Genomic DNA, 22,296 nt, shown 5'->3' on the forward strand with positions numbered 1-22,296 from the left:
ATGTCCACCATTGCAGGCGGCGCATTCATCCCTATCTAGGGGCCAATCACGAAAGATTGGAGTATGAACATGACCCAGCAGGCAATTGTCGCGGGCGGCTGTTTCTGGTGCGTCGAAGCGGTGTTTCGACAAGTGGCCGGGGTCAGCAACGTGGAAAGCGGCTATATCGGCGGCACAGTGGAAAACCCCACCTACAAGCAGGTGTGCAGCGGCGCGACCGGCCATGCCGAGGCGATCCGCATCACCTTTGACCCTGCGGTGCTGTCCTACGGCGCGTTGCTCGACGTGTTTTTTGCAACCCATGACCCCACGCAATTGAACCGTCAGGGCAATGACATCGGCACCCAGTATCGCAGCGCGATCTTCCCGCTCGACGCCGTGCAGAGCGCCGAGGCGGAAACGGCCAAGCTGCGCGCGCAAAAGGATTGGCCCGCCCCCATCGTCACCACGATCGAACCCATCGCCCCGTGGTATCCGGCCGAGGATTATCATCAGGACTATTGGGAGGGCGAAGGCCAGCGCAATCCCTATTGCCTCGCCGTGATCCCGCCCAAGCTGGCCAAGCTGAAGAAGGGCTTTGCCGAGCGGCTGAAGGACTAAAGACCATCGGTAAAAGCGATTGCAAAAATCATCTTTGATCGATTTTGCGATTTATGAATTCATGGGATCAGGCCTCACACTCCAGCGAGGCCTGATCCGATGTTCGCCGTTTTTCACCCCATCCTCACCGCCGCGCGCATCCTGCGCAACCGGCTGTTTCCGGTCGATGGCATCGACCTGTTGATGCGCCTCGATATAGTGGGCGATGCAGGGCTTGGGCCCGAGGATTTGACCGATCTTGGCCCGGAAGGCGTGACCATGGCGCTGCGCTGGCTCTCGGCTCTGTCGGCCGATGGGCTGGTCGATCTGGTTGTCGGAGGCCGCTATTGCCTGACCGGGCGCGGCCAACAGGCGGTGTTCCTGATGGCCCGCGGCGCCGCGCAATAGCGCCCTATTTGCGCCAGCGCGCCACAAAGAACCCATCCAGCCCGCCAGCCTCGCCCAGCATGCCGGGATCCGTGCGCAGCCAGCCTTCGGCGGTGGGCGCAACGCCTGGGGGCAATTCCTCGGCGCGGATCGGATCGGGGGTCAGCGTGACCTTTGCTGCCTGCTCCTCGCCCTCCTCGCGCTCCAGCGAGCAGACCGCATAGACCAGCACGCCGCCCGGCTTGAGCCAACCGGCCGCCCGCTCCAGCAAGGCCTGTTGCAATTCGGCCATTTCGGCAATCTGGCGCGCGCCGATGCGATGGAGCACGTCGGGATGGCGGCGGCATGTGCCGGTGGCTGTGCATGGCGCATCCAGCAACACCGCGTCAAACAGGGCCTCCGGCTCATATTTCAACGCATTGGTCGCAACCAGATCGGCCGACAGGCCGGTGCGCTCCAGATTGGCGCGCATACGCTCGATCCGCTTGGCGCTGTTGTCCAGCGCGGTGACATCCCAACCGGCGGCGGCCAGTTGCATCGTCTTGCCCCCCGGCGCGGCGCAAACGTCCAGCACGCGGCCCGCCCCCGCGCCAATCAGGCGTGCGGGAAGCGAGGCGGCCAGATCCTGAACCCACCAATCGCCGGCGGCAAAACCGGGCAGGCTTTCCACAGCATCCCCGCGCGACAGGCGCACATGGCCGGGCATCAACGAGAGGCCCTCGGGCGCGTCCTTGCCCGCCTTCACGGTCAAATCCAATGGCGGCGGCACAGCCAGCCCGGCCGCGATCGCCGCGCCCCGCTCGCCCCAGCGCCCTGCCGCGCCTGCGGGCAAGGTCGGCGTTTCGGGCAGGGTCACGCCTTGCTTGACCAGCGCGGAAAACACGCCATGCGCCAAGCGGCGCGGCCCGCCCTGAAGCAGTTCCAGCCCCGTGGCCACCACCGCATGGGGCGGCGTTTCCAATCGCAGCCAGCCCGCCAGCATCAGCCGCAGCACGGCGCGCGGCTTGGCGTCATCGGGCAAAACCTGCCGCGTGGCCGAATCGATCAGCGCATCCAGATCGACCATCCAGCGCATCGCCTCGCCCGCCAGCGCGCGCGCCAGCGCCTTGTCCGGCTGGGAAAGTCCCTGCGTTGCGGGATGGGCGGCATTATCAAGCGTTTCACCCCGGCGCAGCACCGCATCCATCAGGCGCAAGGCGGCGCGGCGCGGGGCAAGTCCGGGGACGTTTTCGCCCGTCTCGGGCCGATGGTTGCGTTGGTTCATCGGCGGCCCTTAGGGTATATTGCATTCCAGCGCCAGCAGGCGCATGGAACCCCCATGACAGACCGCCAGACCCCACGCGCCACCCAGCGCCCCGGCACTTTCACCAAGCCCGAGCATTGGACCAACGATCCCGTGCCCGCCCCGGCCGCGCCCAAGGACGAGGAAGACCCCGAGGGCCTCTCGCCCACCCGCTATGGCGATTTCACCCGCAAGGGGATTGCGTGGGATTTTTAAACCCAGCCCCCTAGTTCCCGGCGCACCAGCGTCTCGATCATCGCCATGCCGTCGGCGCCCGCGTTGAGGCATTCCAGCACGGCGTATTCCTTACCTCCGGCTTCCTCAAACACCTCGCGCCCGCGGATGGCCAGTTCCTCCAGCGTTTCGACGCAGTCGGCGGAAAAGCCGGGGGCCGCAATCGCCACCTGCCCCACGCCCTCGCGCGCCAGACGCGCCAGCGTGTCCTCGGTCGAAGGTTCGAGCCATTTGGCACGGCCAAAGCGCGACTGAAACGAGATTTCCACCCGAATTCCCGGAAATTCCCCGGCCAGCGCCTCGCCCAGCAGGCGCGCGGTCTTGCGGCACTGGCAATGATACGGGTCGCCCAGATGCAGCGTGCGCTCGGGCATGCCGTGGAACGAGAGCAGCAACACCTGCGGCACGAAAGCCATGGCGCGCAACTGCGCCGAGAGATCCGCCCGCAAAGCCTCGATATGCGCCGGATCATCATAATAGGGCGGCAGGGTGCGGATCGCCGGTTGCCAACGCATCGCGGCCAGCCCCTCGCCCAGCCGGTCCATCACGCTGGCCGTGGTGGCGCCCGAAAATTGCGGATAGAGCGGAGCGACCAGAATGCGCTCGCAACCGGCCTTCTTCATCTTTTCCAGCACATCGGGAATGGATGGCTGGCCATAACGCATGGCCCAATCGACCATCACGCCCTCGCCCATCCGCGCCTGCAATGCCTCGGCCTGCGCCCGCGTGATCGCGGCCAAAGGCGAGCCATGCCTGGTCCACACCTGAGCATAGGCATGGGCCGATTTGGCCGGGCGCGTGCGCAGGATGATGCCATGCAGGATCGGCAGCCACACCGCGCGCGGAATTTCCACCACGCGCCGGTCGGACAGGAATTCGGCCAGATAGGTGCGCACCGCCGATGCCGTGGGTGCCTGGGGCGTGCCCAGATTGACCAGCATCACCCCCACGCGCGGGGCGGCCACAGGCGGGTGATCAGTGGGGCGCTTCATCATCATTCCTAATCGTCAGAGGCCAAGGGCAGGCGGCGAAGCCTGATGCCGGTGGCGGAAAACAACGCATTGGCAATCGCAGGCGCGGCCACCGCCACGCCCAGTTCGCCCGGATCAAACGGATCGGCCCCGCTGGCGATCAATTCAACCTCGACTTCGGGGCAATCGGCCAGCAAGGGCAAACCCAATTGCCCCAGCCGCGAGGCCAGCGGCAAGCCCTTCTGCCACGCCGTGCTGGCGCCAAGGGCAAGGCCGATGCCATAGATCAGCCCGCCCTCGATCTGTTGGCGGGCGATGTCGGCGTTGATGATGCGGCCAATGTCGGCCACGGCGGTGATGCGGTCCACCCGGACGCCCGCATCGCTGCGCCGCGCCGTGGCGATGGCCGCAATGCATCCGCCGTCGGCCACCGCGCCCATGCGATGACAGGCCAGCCCCGCCCCGCTGCCGTCCTTGCCGCCATTCCACCCCGCCAGCGCCGAGACCCGCTGAAGACAGGCCGCCATGCGCGCATCGCCCGCCAGCATCCCCATCCGAAACGACAAAGGCTCGCGCCCCAGCGCGGCGGCGATCTCGTCCATAAAGCTTTCGGTGACAAAGGCGTGCAAGGCATGCGGCCCGCCGCGCATCTGACCCGTGGGCAGGCCGATGGCCGCCGGGGCATGATCCACCGCCACATGGGCGATGGCATAGGGCGGATTGGCGCCCTCCATGGCCAGAATGTCCTTGCGGTCCTGCATCTTGGCCGCCTTGTTGGGGCTGGCGGCGGACAGCATGCGCAGGCCGAATTCGCGCATTGTGGCGGGCATGGCGATTTTGGCGCGCCATGCGGCAATATGCCCGGCGGTATCAGCGCGCGCCTCGACATGGGCGGCCAACGGCGCGCGGGGCAATCCGGCAAGATGCTCTTGCCACCGGCTCCAGATCAGTTGCACCGGCTTGCCCGCCGCCTGCGCGATGGCGGCGGCCTCAATGGCAAAGCGCGCGTCATAGCGGGTATCGAAACTGCCCCCGGCGGCCACCGGATAGAGCATGACCTTATGCGCGGGCACGGCCAATTCGCGCGCGATCGCCAGTCTTGTCCGCTCCGGCGTCTGCACCGCGGCCCAAACCTCCACCATGCCATCGCGCAGCCGCGCCGTGGCCGTGGCCGTCTCCAGCGTGGCGTGCAGGGCAGGAGCGATGTCATAGCGCGCGGAAAATTGCGGGTGTTCGCCCAAAATGCCGTCGGCATCGCCCTGCGCGACCATACGGTGGGCCTCATCGCCTTTGAGCGCGGCCTCCAGCGCCTTGGCGATGTCCGCGCTCTCCAACGGCTTGTCCACCGCAAAGCCGGGCGCGATCCGGCCCAGTGCCTGTTCCGCCGCCCACCAGTCCGTGGCCACCGCCGCCACCCAGCGCGGCCCTTCGATCATGCGGACAAAGCCCGACACCCCGCGCGCGCGCGCCGCATCATACGCGCCCATCGCCATGCTCTCACCCCGCTGTGCATGGCGGATCGCGGCATAGAGCATGTCGGGCAGGCGGATGTCGCCCGCAAAGGGCCAGGACCCGTCGACCTTGGCCGGAGCATCGAGCCGGGGAAAGGCCGGTTCGGCCCCCACAGGCAGCGCGGCAGGGCTTTCGGCCGCAGGCGCCGGGCGCAGCACCGGCGGATCGGGCGGGATCAGACCCGCCGCATCCTGAACCAGCGCGCCAAAGCCAAATGAGCGCCCGCCATGGCGCACTGCCCCGCCCGACACCTCGCATTGCTCCCAAGGCACATTCCAGCGCGCCGCCGCCGCCATGGCCAGCACCGCCCGTGCCCCCGCCGCCGCCTTGCGCAGCGGCTCCTCATAGGCCTCTACCGCAGTGCCGCTGCCGGTGGCCATAAAGCGGTGATCCTCGGCCCAGCGGCGCACCAGCCAACTGTCTTGCCCGCCGACCAGCGGCGCGACAATCGGCGCCCAGAGCGGCGCCCAATGCGCGGCCAGCGGCAGATTGGGAAATTGCGCGCCGATGGGTGCGGGCGTCACGGCCACCTGCCGCCAATCGGCGCCCAGTTCCACCGCCGCGATCTGGGCCAGCACGGTCATCACACCCTGCCCCATTTCGAGCTGGGGGATGGCCACATTGACCACGCCGTCCCGCCCGATGCGCAGCCAGGCGTCAAAGGGATATTCCCCCTCCTGCGGCGCAAAGGGATAGGCGAAATGTCGGGGCAGCAGGCTCCACCCGACCACAAGGCCGCCGCCCGCCCCCGCGCCGATCAACCATTGCCGCCGGGTGATGGCCATGGGGGGGTTACGCCTGTTCCGGGATCACACCCTGCGTGGCCAGCCACGGCAAGAGTTTGCGCGCGATAAGGGCAAAGGCCTCGGCCTGCGGCCCATCACCGGCCGCCGGCGGCTCGCCCGCGTCCGAACCAAGGCGGATCGCCATATCCAGCGGCACGCGGCCAAGGAAGGGCATCTTGAGCCGATCAGCCGCATCCTCGACCGCGCCGCAGCCGAACGGGTCCGACACATTGCCGCAATGGGGGCAGACATAGCCCGCCATGTTTTCCACCAGCCCCAGCACCGGCACATGCGCGGCCTCGAACAGGTTGAGCGCGCGACTGGCATCCATCAGCGCCAGATCCTGCGGGGTGGACACAATGACGGCGCCGGCGGGCTTGTGTTTTTGCACCATGGTCAATTGCACATCGCCCGTGCCCGGCGGCAGATCGATCACCAGCACCTGCGTCTCGCCCCACCAGGCGTCGATCAACTGGTTCAGCGCGCCCGACACCATCGGCCCGCGCCATGCAATCGCGCGCCCATCCTCGATCAAATGGCCCATCGAAAGCACCGAAACGCCATAGCGGCTGGGCACGGGGAACATCTTGCTGTCCTTGGCCTCGGGCTTCTTGCCCTCATTGGCGAGCAGGCGCGGCTGCGAGGGGCCATAGATGTCGGCATCGACCAGCCCGACCCGGATCCCCGAGCGCGCCAGCGCCACGGCCAGATTGGCCGAGAGGGTGGATTTGCCCACGCCCCCCTTGCCCGAACCCACGGCCAGAATCAGCGGCCCCTTGGGCGCGGGGGCCTGAGCGGGGGAGCCCGCATCGCGATCGGCCACGACCCCCACGCGCACCTCGGACACGCCGGGCGCGGCGTTCAGCGCCGCCTTGGCCCCCGCCTCGATCGCGGCGCGGCCAGCGCCATCCAGCCCCGCCCCGTCCAGCACCAGCGTCACCACCCCATCGGCCAGACGCAGCGATTGCACCCGCGCGCCCACATCGGCGGGCAGAAGTTGGCGCAGATCATCGGCAGGCTGGGCAGTCATCAGAAGTTTCCTTGCAGCAAACGGGGCAACAGACAGGACAACACAATGGGCCAAAAAAAAGCCCTGCCCCCGCGCCCTAGAGCATTTTGGCGCCAAGGGGAAACACCCGAACGCGCGCGCCCTTGGGGAAATTTGCGCGCAGGGGCTCAATCGCCCCCTGTTAATTCGCAAGGAGGTACCTATAGATAAGGCCATGAAGCAAGTGGCCGAGCGGTTAGCGCAGGAAATTCAACGCCGGTTTCAAGGCCGGGTAAAGGATCGGGTCTGGGCCATGCCCCCTGCCCGGCCCCCGGTGTTCAATGCCGAGCAGGATGATGGCGAGGACGGCGGCAAGTCCGAAGGCGGGAGGCCCGAAGGTGATCGGCCCGGCGGCAGCGGCCCGCGCAACCCCTGGCAACCGCCCGCCAGCGGCCCCAAGGGCAACGGACCCCGCCGCGCCAGCAGCCTTGAGGACATTTTCCGCGCACGGCGCGAAAACGGCGGATCGGGCGGCCCCGGCCCCATTCCCCCAACGCCCAATTTCCGCATTCCCAAACGGCCAGACGGCAAAAGCTGGACGCCGATGGTGCTGGGCGGGGTGGCGCTGGTCTGGCTGGTGTTTTCCACCGGGCATCAGCTCTCCTCGAACGAGCAGGGCGTAGTCACCACCTTTGGCAAATATACCACCACGATCGGGCCGGGGATGAATTTCACCGCTCCCTGGCCGATCCAGCGCGTGCGGGTGGAGGATGTGACCTCGATCCGGCGCGACAATGTGCCCGATGGCGAGGCGGAAAAGCTGATGCTGACCGGCGATCAGAGCCTGGTGGACCTTAGCTATATCATCCGCTGGAATATCCGCGATCTCAAACAGTTCACCTATCAGCTGGAAGACCCCAAGGGCACGGTGCGCGAAGTGGCCGAGGCCGCGATGCGCGCCAGCGTGGCCGAGGTGAAGCTCAATGATGTGATGCTGGGCACGCGCCGCGCCGAGATCGAGAGCAATGTGCGCCAGCGCATGCAGGCGGTGCTGGACGCCTATCATTCGGGCATTCTGGTGCAGGGCGTGGACATCAAGAAGGCCGACCCGCCCGCCAAGGTCAATGACGCGTTTCAGCGCGTGCAGGCAGCGCAACAGGACGCGAACCGCGATATGTCGAATGCGCGCGCCTATGCCGAACAGGTGACCCAGCGCGCCGAGGGCGACGCCACCGCCTTCAACAAGGTCTATGACCAGTACAAGCTGGCCCCCGAAGTGACGCGCCGCCGCATGTATTACGCCACGATGGAGCAGGTTCTGTCGCAGAATGACAAGGTGATCGCCCCGTCCGGCGGCTTCAATTCCTATATGCCTTTGCCCGCGATCCAGAAAAAGCCTTCCGACGACACCACGGTGGTGAAGCCATGAGCGGACTGTTTCAGGACGGCATCGCCCCGCGCGCCAAATTGGCCATGGCGGGGTTGATCGCGGCGGCGCTGGTGGGTTTTTCGGCCATTGTCGAAGTGCCTGAAAGCCAGCAGGCGGTGGTGATGTGGCTGGGCGATCCGGTGCGCGTCATCAACCGCTACAAGCCGGGGGTGGATTTCGGCAAGACCGGCGCGGGACTCTCGCTGCGCGTGCCTTTCTTTGAAACGCTGGTGCGGGTGGACCGGCGGGTGCTCAATCTGGATATGGAGCGCCAGCAGGTCAACTCCTCCGACCAGCAACGGCTGGAGGTGGACGCCTATGCCCGTTTCCGCATCATCGATCCGGTCAAGATGGTCCGCACGGCCGGAACCAGCGAGCGGGTGCAGGAGCAATTGCAGCCGATCCTGACCAGCGTGCTGCGTCAGGGGCTGGCCTCCTATACGTTCCAGTCGCTGCTGACACCCGAGCGCGGGGTGATGATGGAGCAGATCCGCAAGGCGCTGGATGTCGAGGCGCGCGAATATGGCGCCCAGATCATCGATGTGCGCATCAAACGGGCCGATCTGCCCGATGGCACGCCGCTGGAGCGGGCCTATGCCCGCATGGAGGCCGCGCGCGAGCAGGAGGCCACCACCATCCGCGCCATGGGCCAGAAACAGGCCCAGATCATCCGCGCCGAGGCCGAGGCGGCCGCCGCCAAGACCTATGCCGAGGCCTATGGCAAGGACCCGTCCTTCTATGATTTCTATCGCGCGATGGAGAGCTATCGCACGACCTTTGCAAATCCGGCCAACAAGTCTTCGACCACCATCGTGCTGACGCCGGACAATGACTATCTGCGCCAGTTCCGTAATCAAAAGGGCCAATAGGGCGATGGAACCGGCACGCGCCTATTCAATTTCCATTCAGGACAAGGGCGCGTAAATATCCCGTGTGAATAACCCATGGCCGGACGGAGACCGGCCCCCGCCCCGGCTCTGCCGGGTCCGGGCAACACAACAAGGACTATGCCCAGTGCGATACGCTTATGGAGTGACCAGTGCGCTGCTTCTTGGGGGTGCGACCCTCTCGCTCCTCACCGGACTTCCCGCCGGGGCGCAGGTGGCGCAAAACGATGCGCAGAACCTTCAGGCGATCACGCCCCGCGTGGGCGCGCCGTCCAGTTTTGCCGATCTTACCAGCCAGTTGCAGCCGGCGGTGGTGAACATTTCCACCCGCCAGAAGGTGCGCGTGGCAGGCGGGGCCAACCCGTTCGCCGGCACGCCCTTTGAAGGCTTTTTCGGCGGCGGCGAAGGTCAGGCCCAACCCCAGACCCGCGAAGCGCAATCGCTGGGCTCGGGCTTTATCGTCTCGGCCGACGGCTATCTGGTCACCAACAACCATGTGGTGACGCCCGAGGGGCAAGGCGTGGTCGAATCGATCACCGTCACCCTGCCCGACGGCAGCGAATACCCCGCCAAGCTGATCGGCAAGGATGCGGCCTCCGACCTTGCCGTGCTGAAAATCACTGCGGGCAAGCCGCTGCCGTTTGTGAAGTTCGGCGACAGCCGCGCCTCGCGCGTGGGCGACTGGGTGGTGGCCATCGGCAACCCCTTCGGCCTCGGCGGCACCGTCACGGCGGGCATCATCTCGGCGGTCTATCGCAACACCGGTCAGGGCGGCGCCTATGACCGTTATCTCCAGACAGACGCGGCAATCAATCAGGGCAACTCGGGCGGCCCGATGTTTGACATGAAGGGTCAGGTCATCGGCATCAACCGCGCGATCTTTTCGCCCTCGGGCGGCAGCGTGGGCATCGGTTTTGCCATCCCCGCCGAAACCGCCGCGCCCATCGTTGACCAGCTCATTAAGGGCCAGACCATCGAGCGCGGCTATCTGGGCGTGCGGATCCAGCCGGTCACCACCGACTATGCCGATTCGATGGGCCTGCCCCATAATCGCGGCGAGTTGATCCAGGCGGTCGAGCCCGGCAAAGGCGCCGATCAGGGCGGCGTCAAGGCGGGCGACATTGTGCTCAAGGTCAATGGCAAGGAAGTGACGCGCGACCAGACGCTCTCCTTCCTCGTCTCGAACGTAAAGCCCGGCACCAAGATCCCGCTCGAAGTGCTGCGCGGCGGCCAGCGCATGACGCTCAACGTGGCCGTCTCCAAGCGCCCCACCGACGAGGAACTGGCCCAGCAGACCTTTGACCGCAAGAAGGGCGGCGACGATTTCGAAAAGGCACCCGCCAAGGGCACGGGCCTTGCCGAGAAGGCGCTCGGCCTCTCGCTGCTGACGCTCAACCCGCAGATCGCGCGCCAGCTTGGCCTGCCCGAAGACACCAAGGGCGTGGTCGTGGCGGGGGTCGATTCCTCCTCGGACGCAGGCTCCAAGGGCTTTGAACGCGGCGACGTGCTGCTCTCGGTGAACAACACCGCGATCACCACCGTGGGCGAGGTCGAAAACGGCATCCGCGCGGCGCAGGCGGCGGGCCGCACCGCCATCGGCGTGCAGTGGATGCGCCCCGGTCAGCCGCCGATCTATGTAGGCATCCGCCTGCGTTGATCCTCGCGATCCCGGTATAAACAGGCCCCCGTCAGCGTCAGGCTGGCGGGGGTTTTGTTTTGTGGGGTCGCGGGTTTTGTGCCTCCGGCGGGCAAAGGGCGGGGGCCCTTTGCAATCCCGTTAATTGGGTGGCGCCAGGTGGACGAGGTTGCGGACCGGCATAGGAAAAAGGCCTGCGGCGCGGCAAGCTCATCGCTGTCCGCGCCGCAGGCTTTCAGAATTCAAACGGCGCGTTCGGCACAAAACGTCGAACTTGATACCCAACGCAGACAGTAACGGGAGCGCGAGGGTCTAGACCCTCGCACCTATCCCTTCTTAAAACCCCACGCTGGGCTGCGCCCGCTTGCGGGTAATATCCCCCTGCCGCCCGGTCGCATTATCCAGAAAGTCGGGATTGGCCGCTGGCGCGGGCTGATTGTCGGTGGGGTTGTTGCCATCCGGGACCGCGCCCTCATCGGTCGGCACATAAGCGTCCGGGCCGCTGAGGTTGGCGATATCGTCAGGCTCCAATTGCCAGTCGGGCAGGGTCAGTTGAGTTTCGAAAGGCTCGATCGGACGCTGGGCCACGGCCACCTTCATATATTGGGCAAAGGCGCGCGCCGGTGCCGTGCCGCCCTGCAGGCCCGGCACCGCCTTGGCATCGTCGCGGCCCATCCACACGCCCGTCGTCACGCCGCTGGAAAAGCCGAGGAACCAGCCGTCCTTGTTGCTGCTGGTGGTGCCGGTCTTGCCCGCCACGGGGCGGCCGATCTGGGCCGCGCGGCCGGTGCCGATGTTGACCGCCGTTTGCAGCAGATCGGTGATCCCCGCCGAAACGAAGGGTGCGACCAGCGTCTGCCCCTGCTTCTGGGCATGCTCATACAGAACGCGGCCATCGCTGGCGACGACCTTGACGATGCCATAGGGCTCGACCGACGTGCCGCGCGCCGAGACGGCGGCAAAGGCCTTGACCATGTCGATCACGCGCACGTCATTGCTGCCCAGCACCATCGAGGGATTGGTCGAGATCGGCGTGGTGATGCCAAAGCGGCGGGCCATGGCGGCCACGGCGTCAAATGTCACCTGCTGGCCCAATTGCGCGGCCACCGTGTTTTTCGAATAGGCAAAGGCGGTGCGCACATCGATCTGGCCCGCATAGGTGCCGCCCGAATTGCGCGGGCTCCACCCGTCGATGGTCACGGGCTGGTCCACCACTGGATCGTCAGGCTTCACGCCCGCCTCCAGCGCGGCCATATAGACGAAAAGCTTCCACGCCGAGCCGGGCTGGCGCAGGGCATTGGTGGCGCGATTGTAATTGCTGGCGACGTAATCCTGACCGCCCACCATCGCCAGCACGGCGCCATCGCGGTCCATGCTGACCAGCGCGCCCTGCGCATCCTTGGGCGTATACCCCTTTATGGCCGAGGTTGCCGCATTCTGGAGCTTGGGGTCCAGCGTGGTCCAGACCTCCAGATTGTCATGATTGTTGGGGTCGCGCGTTTCGGGCAGCAGCACATCGAGCTGCGGCAGCGCCCAATCGGTGAAATAGCGCACTGTGCTCTGCGACGCTTCGGCGGCCAGCTTGACCGATTGCAGATCAACCGCATCGGCCTGCGCCGGAGTGATCGCGCCGGCGTCCACCATCACCTCCAGCACGACCTTGGCGCGATCAATCGCGGCCTGCTGGTCGGCGGTGGGGGAATAATGGCTGGGCGCCTTGACCAGACCGGCGATGATCGCGGCCTCGCCCAGGCTGAGCTGGCGGCCTTCATGGCCGAAGAATTTGCGCGCGGCCGCATCCACGCCATAGGCGCCGCCGCCGAAATAGACCTTGTTCAGATAGAGTTCGAGGATCTCATCCTTGGAGAACTTGAACTCCAGCGCCAGCGCGATCAGCGCCTCGCGGGCCTTGCGGTTCCAGGTGCGGTCATTGTTCAAAAAGATCGTGCGCGCCAACTGCTGGGTCAGGGTCGAGCCGCCCTGACGCCATTTGCCCTTTTGCGCGCGCACATAAAAGCTGCGCAGCACGCCGATGGGGTCGATGCCGATATGGTCGCGGAAACGGCGGTCCTCGGTGGCGACGATGGCCGCCTTCATTTCCGAGGGAATGTCCTGATAGGCCAGCCATTTGCCATAGCTGGGGCCCATGGCGAACAATTCGCTGCCATCGCGGGCGCGCACCAGAATGGTCTGGCCGTTCTGGCTGGTCTTCATCGTGTCGAAGTCGGGCAGTTGCTGCGCCTCGAACCACACGGCGGCAAAAGCGGTTATCAGCACCAGCAGGCCCAAGGCGCCGGTCCAGATCGCGAGTTTTTTCAAAAACCTGCGCGGGCCCGAACTCGATTCTTTATCGGAATCGCCCGAACCGCGCCTATTCTGCCTTGCCATCGAAACGCCAACCCTTGCTGCGCGCGCGCCGGAAAAGCCGCGCCGCGCCATTCATGCACAAACCACGGGCGCGCGAATTGGATCCGCGCGCCGCCTGTCAAACTCGCATAGGCGATAGAAGGCCCTTGGTTAACCTGAAATTGCTGGGTTTGGCGCAAAAACGGCCAGATCAGTCCTTTGGCTCGAAATCCAGACTGGCGCTGTTGATGCAATAGCGCAGGCCGGTGGGTTGCGGACCATCGGGGAAAACATGGCCCAGATGGCCGTCGCAGCGCGCACAGCGGACTTCGGTACGCACCATGCCATGCGACATATCGCGGTGCTCAAGGATCGCATCGCTGCCCTCGGGCGCATAGAAACTGGGCCAGCCGGAGCCGGAATTATATTTGGTGTCCGAGGAAAACAACGGTGCGCCGCAGCCAGCGCAAAGATATTCGCCGGCCGCCTTGTTGCCCTCATACTCGCCGGTAAAGGCGCGTTCGGTCCCGCCTTCGCGCAGAACATGGTATTGCATCGGGGTCAGGCGCTCGCGCCATTCCTGCTCGGTTTGGGGGATGTCGGGGTCGGCCATCGGGGGTTCTCCTTTGCTGACCCGATATATGGGCGCCGCCCGCCATGGCGGCAAGTCCCTGCACTTTGGACCAGTGCGGCAAGAATGTCGCGGTGGTGGCGAAAATGCGATTGCACAGAACAATCACATTGCTGAAATTTTCACAAATGCGACAAATGGGGCGTGACACGGCGTGCTAGGGATTCGCCGCGCACCTATGAGAGGATGCATCATGATCGGTATTCGGGGGTTTTACCTGTCTGGCGCCTGCGTTGCGATGATCGCAACCGCCACCACCGCCTATGCTCAAACCGAGCAGCCCAAAAAGGACGTTACCACCGGCGAAATCGTTGTTACGGCACAGTTCCGCAGTCAAAAGCTGCAGGACACGCCGCTGGCCATCACGGCCATGACCGGGGCCTCGCTGGCCGCGCGGGGCCAGACCAACGTGGCCGAAGTGGCCGCGCAAACGCCCAATGTCACGCTGACCCCGCAAAACGCCTATCTCGGGCCGGGCATCATCGCGTTCATTCGCGGCGTGGGGCAAACCGACCCCAATTTCGCGCTCGAACCGGGCGTGGGCATGTATATTGACGATGTCTATCTGCCCACGCTCACCGGCTCACTGCTGGACCTGATGGACCTTGACCGGGTCGAGGTGCTGCGCGGGCCGCAGGGCACGCTCTCGGGGCGCAACTCGCTGGGCGGTTCGATCAAGCTCTATTCGGTCAAGCCGCAGGGCAATGGCAAGGGTATGCTTGAGGGCACCTACGGCTCGTTCAACCGCATCGACATGCGCGGCTTTTTCGATCTGAAGGTGGCCGACAATCTGTTCCTGCGCGTGTCGGGCGCGACCAAGAACCGCGACGGCTATGTGACCCGGCTGGATTATGCCAAGACGCACCCCGGATCGAATGTGCCCACAATGGCCACGGGCGACAGCCCCAAGCTGGGCACTCTGGGCGGCACCAGCTTTACCGCGGGCAAGGTGGCGCTGCGCTGGATGCCGACCAGCAATGTCGAGGTCAATGTGTCGGGCGACTATACCCGCCAGCGCGACGAGCCGGGCGCGACCGTGCTGATCTATGGCAATGCCATCGCGCAATTCGCCGGTTCGCCCGTGTCCAAATCGCCCGCCCGCCCATGGCTGCGCGGCACCAATGGTGCGTCGATTCCGTTGAACTGCGCCTTTGTCACCAGCGGCGTGAACAGCTGCGACACGGTGCCCGCCGGTTATGACGGGCGCTATGTCTCCTATGCCACCTTCTTTGACAATGCCGCCGCCGACAGCCAGATGCCCTATAAGCCGCTGGCGCTGAACCCGCATTCGAACCTCGACAATTACGGCTTTGCCGGTACCATCGATTGGACTATCGCCGACAATCTGGCGCTGAAATCCATCACTGCCTATCGCCACTATGATTCCTCATGGGCCTTTGCCGAAGGCGCCCCGGTCCAGCCCTCGATGCTGGAACAGGCGCAGGCCAACACCCAGTGGAGCGAGGAAATCCGCCTTTCCGGCAAGGCTTTCAACAACCGCCTCGATTATACCGTGGGCGGCTTCTACTTCCACGCCAAGGGCACCTACACCGGGCGCATCGACCTGAACTATGCGGGCATCGACTTCCTGCACGGGCCGGACACGACGCCTGCCACCAACAAGGCGGTTTTCGCCAATGTCTCGGGCAAGCTGACCGAGGCGCTGACCATTACGGGCGGCGTGCGCGCCAGTTGGGACACCAAGGATTACACCTATTCGCGGCATAATCCCGATGGTTCGACGATCCTGCCCTGCACCGGCTATCCCTTTGTCGTGGGCCAGCCTGCGAATTGCGCGATTGCGGCTCTGAACGGCCTCAACGCCCATTTCGAAAAGCAGCGCACCGACTGGCGCATCGCGGGCGATTATCGCTTCAGCCCCGAACTGATGGTCTATGCCCAGGTTTCGACCGGCTATCGCGCGGGCGGCGTCAATCCGCGCCCGTTCTATATCAACCAGGCCCAATCCTTCCAGCCCGAGACCATCGTGGCCTATGAGGCGGGCTTCAAATCCGACCTGTTCGACCGCAAGCTGCGCTTCAACGTGTCGGCCTTCTATAATGATTACAAGAACATCATCCTGACCGTTCTGAATTGCCCCAACACGCTTGGCTTCCCCTCGACGCCTTGCCTTCAGCCCAAGAATGTCGGCTCGGCGCATGTGAAGGGCTTTGAAATCGAGACGATGATCCGTCCGACCGCCGGGCTGACCTTCGATGCCTCGCTCTCCTATCTCGATTTCAAATATACCACGGTCGATACCGTCAGCACCGGGGTTCAGGCCAGCTTTGTCCCGCCCTATACCCCCAAGTGGAAGTGGAATGCGGGCGTCCAATATGACATCCCCGATGTCCTGAAGGGCACGCTCTCGCTGCGCGCGGACGGCAATTACCAGTCGCACATCTATGTCGACCCCACCAATGTCGACAGCGCCGTGGTTTCCACCAGCACGGCCACCAATGGCGGCGGCGGCTCGCTGGCAACGCAGGTGGCGACCAACCGGATCAACGGCTATTTCCTTGGCAATGGCCGGATCACATGGAAGAGCGCCGCCGATGGTTGGACCGCCAGCGTCGAGGTGCGCAATATCTTCAACAAATACTACTTCACCTCGATGACCGCGAATTATGTGTCGATCGGCACCGTGTCGGGCGCGCCCGGCCTGCCGCGCACATGGGCGGTGACGCTGAAGAAGGACTTCTGATGATGGAAAGGGGGAGGCCGCAAACCTCCCCCTCTCTCTTTACAGCTTGGCGAACAGCGCGAGTTGGCGGGCATAGGCCCGGTCCGCCTCGCCCTTGTCATAGGATGGCGCGTCGAGCGTGCACCAGCCATGATCGGCATTATAGACTTCCACCTCGGCCGGACGACCGGCGGCCGCTGCGGCGGCTTTCAGGGCATCCTTGTCGCCGGGGCTGCGCGCATCGTCATTCTTGGCGATGGCGAAAAGAAAGCTCGCCTTGGTCGCGCCGATCAGCTTGTTCGGGCTGTCGGCCGCATCGCCCACCAGACTGCCGCCGTGGAAGCTGGCGCAGGCCGTGACGCGCTCGGGATTGGCCGCCGCCGTGCGCACCGTATAGCCGCCGGTCATGCAATAGCCCGCCGAGCCGATCTTGCGCTTGGTATCGACCGCCGCCTGTTTGTCCAGCCAGCCCACGAAAGCCTTGGCATCGCTGATGATGCCCGGCGTGGTGATGGCGGCGATGGCGGGCTTCAGCTTCTCGCCCCCCGCCGGGGTGCGCCATTCGGCCAGGCTGTTCAGCAGCGGCGCCTTGGCCGTGCGATAGTAATGGTTGACCATCAGCACCGCATAGCCATCGGACGCCAGACGACGCGCCATCACCTTATAGGCATCGCGCGAACCGGCAATGTCGGGCCAGACGATGATGCCGGGATGCTTGCCCGCGGCGGGGTGGACAAAGAAGGCATCGCATTGCCCGTCGGGCGTGGTGATGGTCACCGCGCTTTCCTTGATGGCCGCGCCTGCGGCAATCGCCTGCTCGGCCCCGGCCATGGCGGCGGCGGCGCCTGCCGCGCTCAACGCGGCAAACTGGCGGCGCGATAGGCCCCGCGTGGCGGCATGGGCATCGTCATCGGCGATGGTGAGTTCGTCACACATGGGAAGGCTCTCCTTGATGGACAGGCCCGCGCGGCCCGCCGTTTTTGCGGGGCAAAGCTGGCGCAGAAACCGGGATAATTCAACCATCCCGAACGGGACGATACAATTTGCGACCCACCCCATCGCGCCGGCCCGCCAAAAGGGGATTGCAAGACGCGGCAAAGCGCATAAGATACTAACAAACGTTACGATAAAGGGGTGAGGATCATGGCTACAGTCGCAGGGACAGATGCGCCCGCAAGCGCAAAGGGATTCCCGCAGACACCGCATTTCACCGGCCTGAACCAGCCGGTCGGGCAGGAACTCTCGCTGACCGGCCTGACGGTCGAAGGCACGCTGCCGCCCGAGGTGCTGGGCAGTTTCTATCGCGCCGTGCCAGACCCGCATTTCGCGCCCAAATTCGAGGATGACAACGTGCTCTCGGGCGACGGGATGATCAGCCGGGTGTCGTTCAACGCCGACAACACGGTGGATTATGCCATCCGCTATGTCCGCACGGGGCGCTGGATCGCCGAGGCGGAAAAGGGCCAAGCCCGCTTTGGCCGCTATCGCAATCCGTTCACCGACGATGCCGATGTGGCGGGCGTCGACCGTACCGTCGCCAACACCACGCCGGTTTGGCACGCCGGACGCCTGCTGATGACCAAGGAGGATGGCCGCCCGTATCGGATGGACCCGATCACGCTGGAAACGCGCGGGTCGTATGACTTTGGCGGCAAATTGAAATCAAAGACCGTCACCGCCCATGTCCGCATCGATGCCGAAACGGGGGAGATGTTCCTCTATGGCTATGAGGCCGATGGCGAGGCCAGCACCAAGGTGGCCTATCTGATCGTCGATGCCCAAGGCGATCTGATCCGCGAGCAATGGTTCGATGCGCCCTATTGCGCGATGATGCATGATTTTGCGATCACCGAAAATTACGCGCTGTTTCCGATCTATCCCACCACCTGTTCGCTCGAAAGGCTGAAGGCGGGCGGCGATCATTGGGTGCATGAACAGGATACCGACAGTTGGCTGGGCATCATGCCGCGCTATGGCGATGTCTCGGAGATCCGCTGGTTCAAGGGGCCAAAGGGCGTCTCGGCCTATCACTTCATGAACGCCTTTGAAGACGCAGACGGCATCATCCATTTCGATCAGTGCCTGTCCAACACCAACGCCTTTCCCTTCATCCGCGAGGCTTCGGGCATCCATATGGCCCCGTGGGAGGTGCAAGGCGCGCTGACCCGCTGGAGCGTCGATCCCAAGGGCGATGCCAGCGAAGTAACGCAAAGCGTGGTCGGGCCTCCGGGCGATTTCCCGCTGATCCCGGCGCGGATGCAGGGGCGACCCAATCCCTATGGCTGGATGCTGACCATGGACCCGCAGATGAAGGGGCCGCCGCTGGCCGGTGGGCCGGTGGGGGCGATGTTCAACACGATCGTCCGCCTCGATGTTGCCGGGGGCGGGCAAGTGGTTGACGCGCTGGCGCTGCCGGTAGGCTGGAGCCTGAACGAGCCGGTCCATGTGCCGTCAAATGATCCCGACCATCTGGGCTATATCATCACCATCGTCGATCATCAGACCGGCGATAATCAGTTCGAACATGCCGCATGGGTGCTGGACGCGGGCGCGCTGCACCGCGGCCCGGTGGCCAGGGTCGCCATCCCCGCCCGCCTGCGCCCGCAGGTCCATGGCTGGTGGGTGCCGCAATCGGCGCTGGACGGGGCGGAGTAAGCCATGGGCAAGATCGTCATCACCGGCGCCAGCGGCCAATATGGTCGCGGCGTCACCGACCGCCTGATCGCGGCGGGTCTGGGGGATCAACTGGTGCTGATCTCGCGCACCCCCGCCAAACTGGCCGAGCGTGAGGCGCAGGGCGCCGCCATCCGCTATGGCGATTTCGACCGGCCCGAAACGCTGGGCGATGCGGTGGCGGGGGCGGACACAATGCTGCTGATTTCCGGCACGCGGGTGGGCGCCCGCGTGGCCCAGCACAAGGCCGCGATCGATGCCGCCGCCGCGCAGGGGGTGCGCCACATCATCTACACCAGCTTTATCGGCATCGATGATCCGGCCAACCCCGCCGAGGTGCGCCACGACCATATCGAAACCGAGCGCCTGATCCGCGAGAGCGGCATGGATTGGACCATGCTGCGCGATGCGCATTATGCCGATGCGATGATCGTGATGGCAGGACCCGGCGTGATGAGCAGCGGCCAATGGATATCGAACGCGGGCGATGGGCGCGAGGCGATGGTCTGGCGCGAGGACTGCGTGGAAAGCGCAGTGGCCGTGCTGCGTGACATCGCCGCCGGAACGCGCGACCATGCGGGGCGGATCTACAACATCACCGGGCCGGAATTGCAGACATTTGCCGAGGTGACCGCGACCCTCTCGCAGATCACCGGCGTACCGCTGGCCTACACGCCCGTCTCGGACGAGGCGCAATATGCGATCTTTGACGCGATGGGAATCCCGCGCCGCCCGGTGGACGATCAAAGCGTCAACGGCATCCCGTGGAACAGCGACGACATGGTGACATTCGGCGCCGCGATCCGCGAAGGCTTCCTCGCCATTTGCAGCGATGATGTTCAGAAACTGACCGGCCGCCCGGCGCGCAGCGTGCGCACCTTGATAGAGGCGCATGCCGATATGCTGCGCGCGGCGGCACAACCTGTGGAACATGCGAAATGAACGCCCCCTTCCCCCAGATTACCCCGGTTGAACCCAATATCGCGCACAAGGATCGCCTGTTTATCGGCGGCGCATGGGTGGCCGCGCATTCGGGCCGCATGATCGAACAGATCAGCCCCGATACGGAAGAAACCGTCTCCGCCGTGGCCGAGGCCGATGCGGCGGATATGGACGCCGCCGTTGCCGCTGCGCGCCACGCCTTTGATCATGGCCCATGGCCGCGAATGCAGCCGGGCGAGCGTTTGGCGGTGATGAAGCGGATGTCCGCCATCCTGCACGCCCGCGTGGGCGAAACGGCACGGGCATGGTCGATGCAGATGGGCGGCCTAGCCAGCTTTTCCAGCATCATGCAGGCCGGATCGAACGCCACCTTTGACGGCATCATTGCCATGGCCGAGGGGTTCGACTGGGTCGAAAAGCGCCCCACGGTGGGGGCGGCGGTCGGGCTGGTCGCCTATGAACCGGTGGGCGTGGTGGCCGCGATTGCGCCGTGGAACGGGCCTTATGGCATCATGCTCAACAAGGTGGCCTACGCGCTGGCCGCCGGGTGCTGCGTGATTATGAAGCCCAGCCCTGAAACCCCGCTGGAGGCCTATATCATTGCCGAGGCGGCGCAGGAGGCGGGCGTTCCGGCGGGCGTGGTCAATCTGGTCACGGGCCACCGCGAGGCTTCGGACCATCTGGTCTGCAATCCGGGCGTGGACAAGGTCAGCTTTACCGGATCGACCGTGGCGGGCAAACGCATCGCGCAGGTCTGCGGCGAGCGAATTGCGCGATGCACGCTGGAACTGGGCGGGAAATCGGCGGCGATTGTGCTGGATGATTTCCCCATTGAGGTGGCGGCCAAGATCTTTGCCGGAACCATCTGCATGATGAGCGGACAGGTCTGCGCAATGCTCAGCCGCGTGTTGGTGAGCGCCAAGCGCCATGACGAACTGGCCGACGCCATTACCGCCGAAATGGCGCAGGTAAAGATCGGGCATAGCGACGATCCGACCACCCAGCTTGGCCCGGTGGCGATGAAGCGGCAGTTGGAGCGGATCGAGAGCTATATCGAGGAGGGCAAGCGCACCGCACGTCTGGTCCACGGCGGCGCGCGTCCGGCGCATCTGCCCAAGGGCTATTTCATCGAGCCGACCCTGTTCGCCAACGTCGATAATGCCAGCCGCATCGCGCAGGAGGAAATCTTCGGCCCGGTCCTCGCGCTGATCCCCTATAAGGATGAGGCCGACGCGATCCGCATCGCCAATGATTCCCATTTCGGTCTCAACGGTTCGGTGCTGACGCAGGATGTCGATGCCGCCTATCGCATTGCGCGGGCCGTGCGCACCGGGGCGGTGGGGCAAAACGGGCTGCGCATGGATTTCGGATTGCCCTTTGGCGGCTTCAAGCAATCGGGCCTTGGCCGTGAAGGCGGGATCGAAGGCTTGCTGGGCTATACGGAACTGAAAACCATCCTGCTCGATGGGATGCCTTCGGATCTTTAAACCCGAAAGGGCCAAAAACCCGAAAGGGGGCGCCGGCCAGATGTCGGCGACGCCCCCTTCCCCTCTCACAGAGCGGACATCAACGCAGCTCGATACAGCCGCCGTCGACGAATAGGTCGACACCATTGATAAACGATGCGCGCGCGCTGGCAAGAAACAACACAGCCTCGGCAAGCTCTTCTGAGGTTCCCATGCGACCAATTGGCACCACCCCGGCCATCATTGCCTTCATTTCGGCGATAATTTCAGGCGTGGCGTCGCGTTTGAAGATTTCGGTGTCGGTCGGGCCGGGGCTGACCATGTTGACGCGGATGCGGCGGGGCAGCAATTCCTTAGCCAGAATGCGCGCCATCGCCCGCAGCCCCGCCTTGGCCGCCGCATAAACGACATTGCCCGGCACAGCGGCCAGCGACCCGATCGAGCCGGTGATGACAATCGAGCCGCCATCGCGCATCAACGGCAGGGCGCGTTGAATCGCAAAGAAGGCGCCGCGCAGGTTCACATCATGGATCTGGTCCCAAAACTCCTCGGTAACCTGATCGACCGGCGCAAAACCGCCCACCCCCGCATTCACGAACAGCACGTCGATGCCGCCCAGCGCCTCCTCGATTTCGGCCATGGCGCCCGCGCTTTGCTGCGGATCGGCCATGTCGCTGCGGATGGCCAAGGCATCGAGATCCTCGGCCACCTCGCGCAGCGCCGCCATATTGCGCCCCGTCACGGCGATCTTCGCGCCTTCTTCGCGAAAGCGGCGGGCGGCGGCAAGGCCGATCCCCGCCGTGCCGCCCAGCACCACCACGCAGCGGTCAACAAATTCCCCGGCAATCGAGACCATGGCGTGCCC

At 65.0% G+C, this 22,296-nt stretch carries 18 protein-coding genes; 10 read left to right on the forward strand and 8 right to left on the reverse strand.

What is annotated here, in order from left to right:
• The first annotated feature begins 69 nt into the window (after nt 1–69).
• The gene (msrA, locus tag PQ467_RS15045) at nt 70–600 is read left to right on the forward strand and encodes a peptide-methionine (S)-S-oxide reductase MsrA (RefSeq protein ID WP_274174181.1); all 531 of its coding nucleotides are present in this window, start codon (nt 70–72) and stop codon (nt 598–600) included.
• Between the two features lie 99 nt (nt 601–699).
• Nucleotides 700–987 (forward strand): hypothetical protein, encoded by a 288-nt coding sequence (locus tag PQ467_RS15050; protein WP_274174182.1) that lies wholly within the window; start codon nt 700–702, stop codon nt 985–987.
• 4 nt (nt 988–991) lie between these two features.
• Here the strand turns inward: PQ467_RS15050 and PQ467_RS15055 are convergent, their stop codons facing one another.
• Complete coding sequence (locus PQ467_RS15055; protein ID WP_274174183.1) at nt 992–2,230, reverse strand: RsmB/NOP family class I SAM-dependent RNA methyltransferase; 1,239 nt, start codon at nt 2,228–2,230, stop codon at nt 992–994.
• Nucleotides 2,231–2,284: 54 nt separating this feature from the next.
• Here PQ467_RS15055 and PQ467_RS15060 point away from each other — a divergent pair, with 54 nt between their 5' ends.
• The gene (locus PQ467_RS15060) at nt 2,285–2,464 is read left to right on the forward strand and encodes a DUF1674 domain-containing protein (protein WP_274174184.1); all 180 of its coding nucleotides are present in this window, start codon (nt 2,285–2,287) and stop codon (nt 2,462–2,464) included.
• On the opposite strand, the gene hemH is transcribed toward PQ467_RS15060, so the two are convergent.
• From hemH to PQ467_RS15075, 3 genes are read right to left on the reverse strand one after another with little or no spacing between them, the layout of a single operon-like run.
• Nucleotides 2,461–3,474: a ferrochelatase gene (gene hemH, locus PQ467_RS15065; RefSeq protein ID WP_274174185.1), complete on the reverse strand. Its 1,014-nt coding sequence runs from the start codon at nt 3,472–3,474 to the stop codon at nt 2,461–2,463. The genes PQ467_RS15060 and hemH overlap by 4 nt on opposite strands.
• An 8-nt stretch (nt 3,475–3,482) precedes the next feature.
• Nucleotides 3,483–5,750, reverse strand: coding sequence for a molybdopterin cofactor-binding domain-containing protein (locus PQ467_RS15070; RefSeq protein ID WP_274174186.1), 2,268 nt, complete (start codon nt 5,748–5,750; stop codon nt 3,483–3,485).
• Nucleotides 5,751–5,757: 7 nt separating this feature from the next.
• A complete protein-coding gene (locus PQ467_RS15075; protein WP_274174187.1) occupies nt 5,758–6,780 on the reverse strand; it encodes an Mrp/NBP35 family ATP-binding protein in 1,023 nt (340 codons plus the stop codon).
• Between the two features lie 193 nt (nt 6,781–6,973).
• Between PQ467_RS15075 and hflK the strand changes: the two genes are divergently transcribed.
• The 3 genes from hflK (at nt 6,974) to PQ467_RS15090 (ending at nt 10,711) form a co-directional block, all read left to right on the forward strand.
• Entirely contained in the window at nt 6,974–8,167 is a 1,194-nt protein-coding gene (gene hflK, locus PQ467_RS15080; protein ID WP_274174188.1) for a protease modulator HflK, read from the forward strand.
• Complete coding sequence (gene hflC / locus PQ467_RS15085; RefSeq protein ID WP_274174189.1) at nt 8,164–9,036, forward strand: protease modulator HflC; 873 nt, start codon at nt 8,164–8,166, stop codon at nt 9,034–9,036. The genes hflK and hflC overlap by 4 nt, the downstream gene beginning before the upstream one ends.
• A gap of 145 nt (nt 9,037–9,181) precedes the next feature.
• Complete coding sequence (locus tag PQ467_RS15090; RefSeq protein WP_274174190.1) at nt 9,182–10,711, forward strand: Do family serine endopeptidase; 1,530 nt, start codon at nt 9,182–9,184, stop codon at nt 10,709–10,711.
• Between the two features lie 315 nt (nt 10,712–11,026).
• Here PQ467_RS15090 and PQ467_RS15095 read toward each other — a convergent pair whose 3' ends face one another.
• Together PQ467_RS15095 and msrB are read right to left on the reverse strand one after the other, a co-directional pair.
• Nucleotides 11,027–13,078 carry a transglycosylase domain-containing protein gene (locus PQ467_RS15095; protein WP_443192957.1) on the reverse strand — a complete coding sequence of 684 codons (2,052 nt, stop codon included), beginning with the start codon at nt 13,076–13,078 and terminating at the stop codon, nt 11,027–11,029.
• Between the two features lie 169 nt (nt 13,079–13,247).
• Complete coding sequence (msrB, locus tag PQ467_RS15100) at nt 13,248–13,649, reverse strand: peptide-methionine (R)-S-oxide reductase MsrB (RefSeq protein WP_274174192.1); 402 nt, start codon at nt 13,647–13,649, stop codon at nt 13,248–13,250.
• A gap of 211 nt (nt 13,650–13,860) precedes the next feature.
• Between msrB and PQ467_RS15105 the strand changes: the two genes are divergently transcribed.
• Entirely contained in the window at nt 13,861–16,371 is a 2,511-nt protein-coding gene (locus PQ467_RS15105) for a TonB-dependent receptor (protein ID WP_274174193.1), read from the forward strand.
• Nucleotides 16,372–16,410: 39 nt separating this feature from the next.
• On the opposite strand, the gene PQ467_RS15110 is transcribed toward PQ467_RS15105, so the two are convergent.
• Nucleotides 16,411–17,286 carry a dienelactone hydrolase family protein gene (locus PQ467_RS15110; RefSeq protein ID WP_274174194.1) on the reverse strand — a complete coding sequence of 292 codons (876 nt, stop codon included), beginning with the start codon at nt 17,284–17,286 and terminating at the stop codon, nt 16,411–16,413.
• Nucleotides 17,287–17,493: 207 nt separating this feature from the next.
• Between PQ467_RS15110 and PQ467_RS15115 the strand changes: the two genes are divergently transcribed.
• The 3 genes from PQ467_RS15115 to PQ467_RS15125 are packed head-to-tail and all read left to right on the forward strand — an operon-like array spanning nt 17,494 to nt 21,452.
• Complete coding sequence (locus tag PQ467_RS15115) at nt 17,494–19,005, forward strand: carotenoid oxygenase family protein (protein WP_274174195.1); 1,512 nt, start codon at nt 17,494–17,496, stop codon at nt 19,003–19,005.
• A 3-nt stretch (nt 19,006–19,008) separates the two neighbouring features.
• Nucleotides 19,009–19,965, forward strand: coding sequence for an SDR family oxidoreductase (locus tag PQ467_RS15120; RefSeq protein WP_274174196.1), 957 nt, complete (start codon nt 19,009–19,011; stop codon nt 19,963–19,965).
• Between the two features lie 17 nt (nt 19,966–19,982).
• Nucleotides 19,983–21,452, forward strand: coding sequence for an aldehyde dehydrogenase (locus PQ467_RS15125; RefSeq protein ID WP_443193015.1), 1,470 nt, complete (start codon nt 19,983–19,985; stop codon nt 21,450–21,452).
• A 79-nt stretch (nt 21,453–21,531) separates the two neighbouring features.
• On the opposite strand, the gene PQ467_RS15130 is transcribed toward PQ467_RS15125, so the two are convergent.
• On the reverse strand, nt 21,532–22,287 hold the full coding sequence (locus tag PQ467_RS15130; RefSeq protein ID WP_274174198.1) for an SDR family NAD(P)-dependent oxidoreductase: 756 nt from the start codon (nt 22,285–22,287) through the stop codon (nt 21,532–21,534).
• Nucleotides 22,288–22,296 lie beyond the last annotated feature (9 nt).

Origin of the sequence: Novosphingobium sp. KACC 22771 (assembly GCF_028736195.1) — a bacterium.
Lineage (GTDB): Bacteria > Pseudomonadota > Alphaproteobacteria > Sphingomonadales > Sphingomonadaceae > Novosphingobium.

What these genes read in the sequence shown, in the direction of transcription:
- PQ467_RS15055 (WP_274174183.1), bottom strand. Translation starts at nt 2,230, where the DNA reads ATGAACCAACGCAACCATCGGCCCGAGACGGGCGAAAACGTCCCCGGA.
- PQ467_RS15110 (WP_274174194.1), bottom strand. Translation starts at nt 17,286, where the DNA reads ATGTGTGACGAACTCACCATCGCCGATGACGATGCCCATGCCGCCACG.
- PQ467_RS15075 (WP_274174187.1), bottom strand. Translation starts at nt 6,780, where the DNA reads ATGACTGCCCAGCCTGCCGATGATCTGCGCCAACTTCTGCCCGCCGAT.
- hflC (WP_274174189.1), top strand. Translation starts at nt 8,164, where the DNA reads ATGAGCGGACTGTTTCAGGACGGCATCGCCCCGCGCGCCAAATTGGCC.
- hemH (WP_274174185.1), bottom strand. Translation starts at nt 3,474, where the DNA reads ATGAAGCGCCCCACTGATCACCCGCCTGTGGCCGCCCCGCGCGTGGGG.
- PQ467_RS15105 (WP_274174193.1), top strand. Translation starts at nt 13,861, where the DNA reads ATGATCGGTATTCGGGGGTTTTACCTGTCTGGCGCCTGCGTTGCGATG.
- PQ467_RS15070 (WP_274174186.1), bottom strand. Translation starts at nt 5,750, where the DNA reads ATGGCCATCACCCGGCGGCAATGGTTGATCGGCGCGGGGGCGGGCGGC.
- PQ467_RS15130 (WP_274174198.1), bottom strand. Translation starts at nt 22,287, where the DNA reads ATGGTCTCGATTGCCGGGGAATTTGTTGACCGCTGCGTGGTGGTGCTG.
- msrB (WP_274174192.1), bottom strand. Translation starts at nt 13,649, where the DNA reads ATGGCCGACCCCGACATCCCCCAAACCGAGCAGGAATGGCGCGAGCGC.
- hflK (WP_274174188.1), top strand. Translation starts at nt 6,974, where the DNA reads ATGAAGCAAGTGGCCGAGCGGTTAGCGCAGGAAATTCAACGCCGGTTT.
- PQ467_RS15050 (WP_274174182.1), top strand. Translation starts at nt 700, where the DNA reads ATGTTCGCCGTTTTTCACCCCATCCTCACCGCCGCGCGCATCCTGCGC.
- PQ467_RS15060 (WP_274174184.1), top strand. Translation starts at nt 2,285, where the DNA reads ATGACAGACCGCCAGACCCCACGCGCCACCCAGCGCCCCGGCACTTTC.
- PQ467_RS15120 (WP_274174196.1), top strand. Translation starts at nt 19,009, where the DNA reads ATGGGCAAGATCGTCATCACCGGCGCCAGCGGCCAATATGGTCGCGGC.
- msrA (WP_274174181.1), top strand. Translation starts at nt 70, where the DNA reads ATGACCCAGCAGGCAATTGTCGCGGGCGGCTGTTTCTGGTGCGTCGAA.
- PQ467_RS15115 (WP_274174195.1), top strand. Translation starts at nt 17,494, where the DNA reads ATGGCTACAGTCGCAGGGACAGATGCGCCCGCAAGCGCAAAGGGATTC.
- PQ467_RS15095 (WP_443192957.1), bottom strand. Translation starts at nt 13,078, where the DNA reads ATGGCAAGGCAGAATAGGCGCGGTTCGGGCGATTCCGATAAAGAATCG.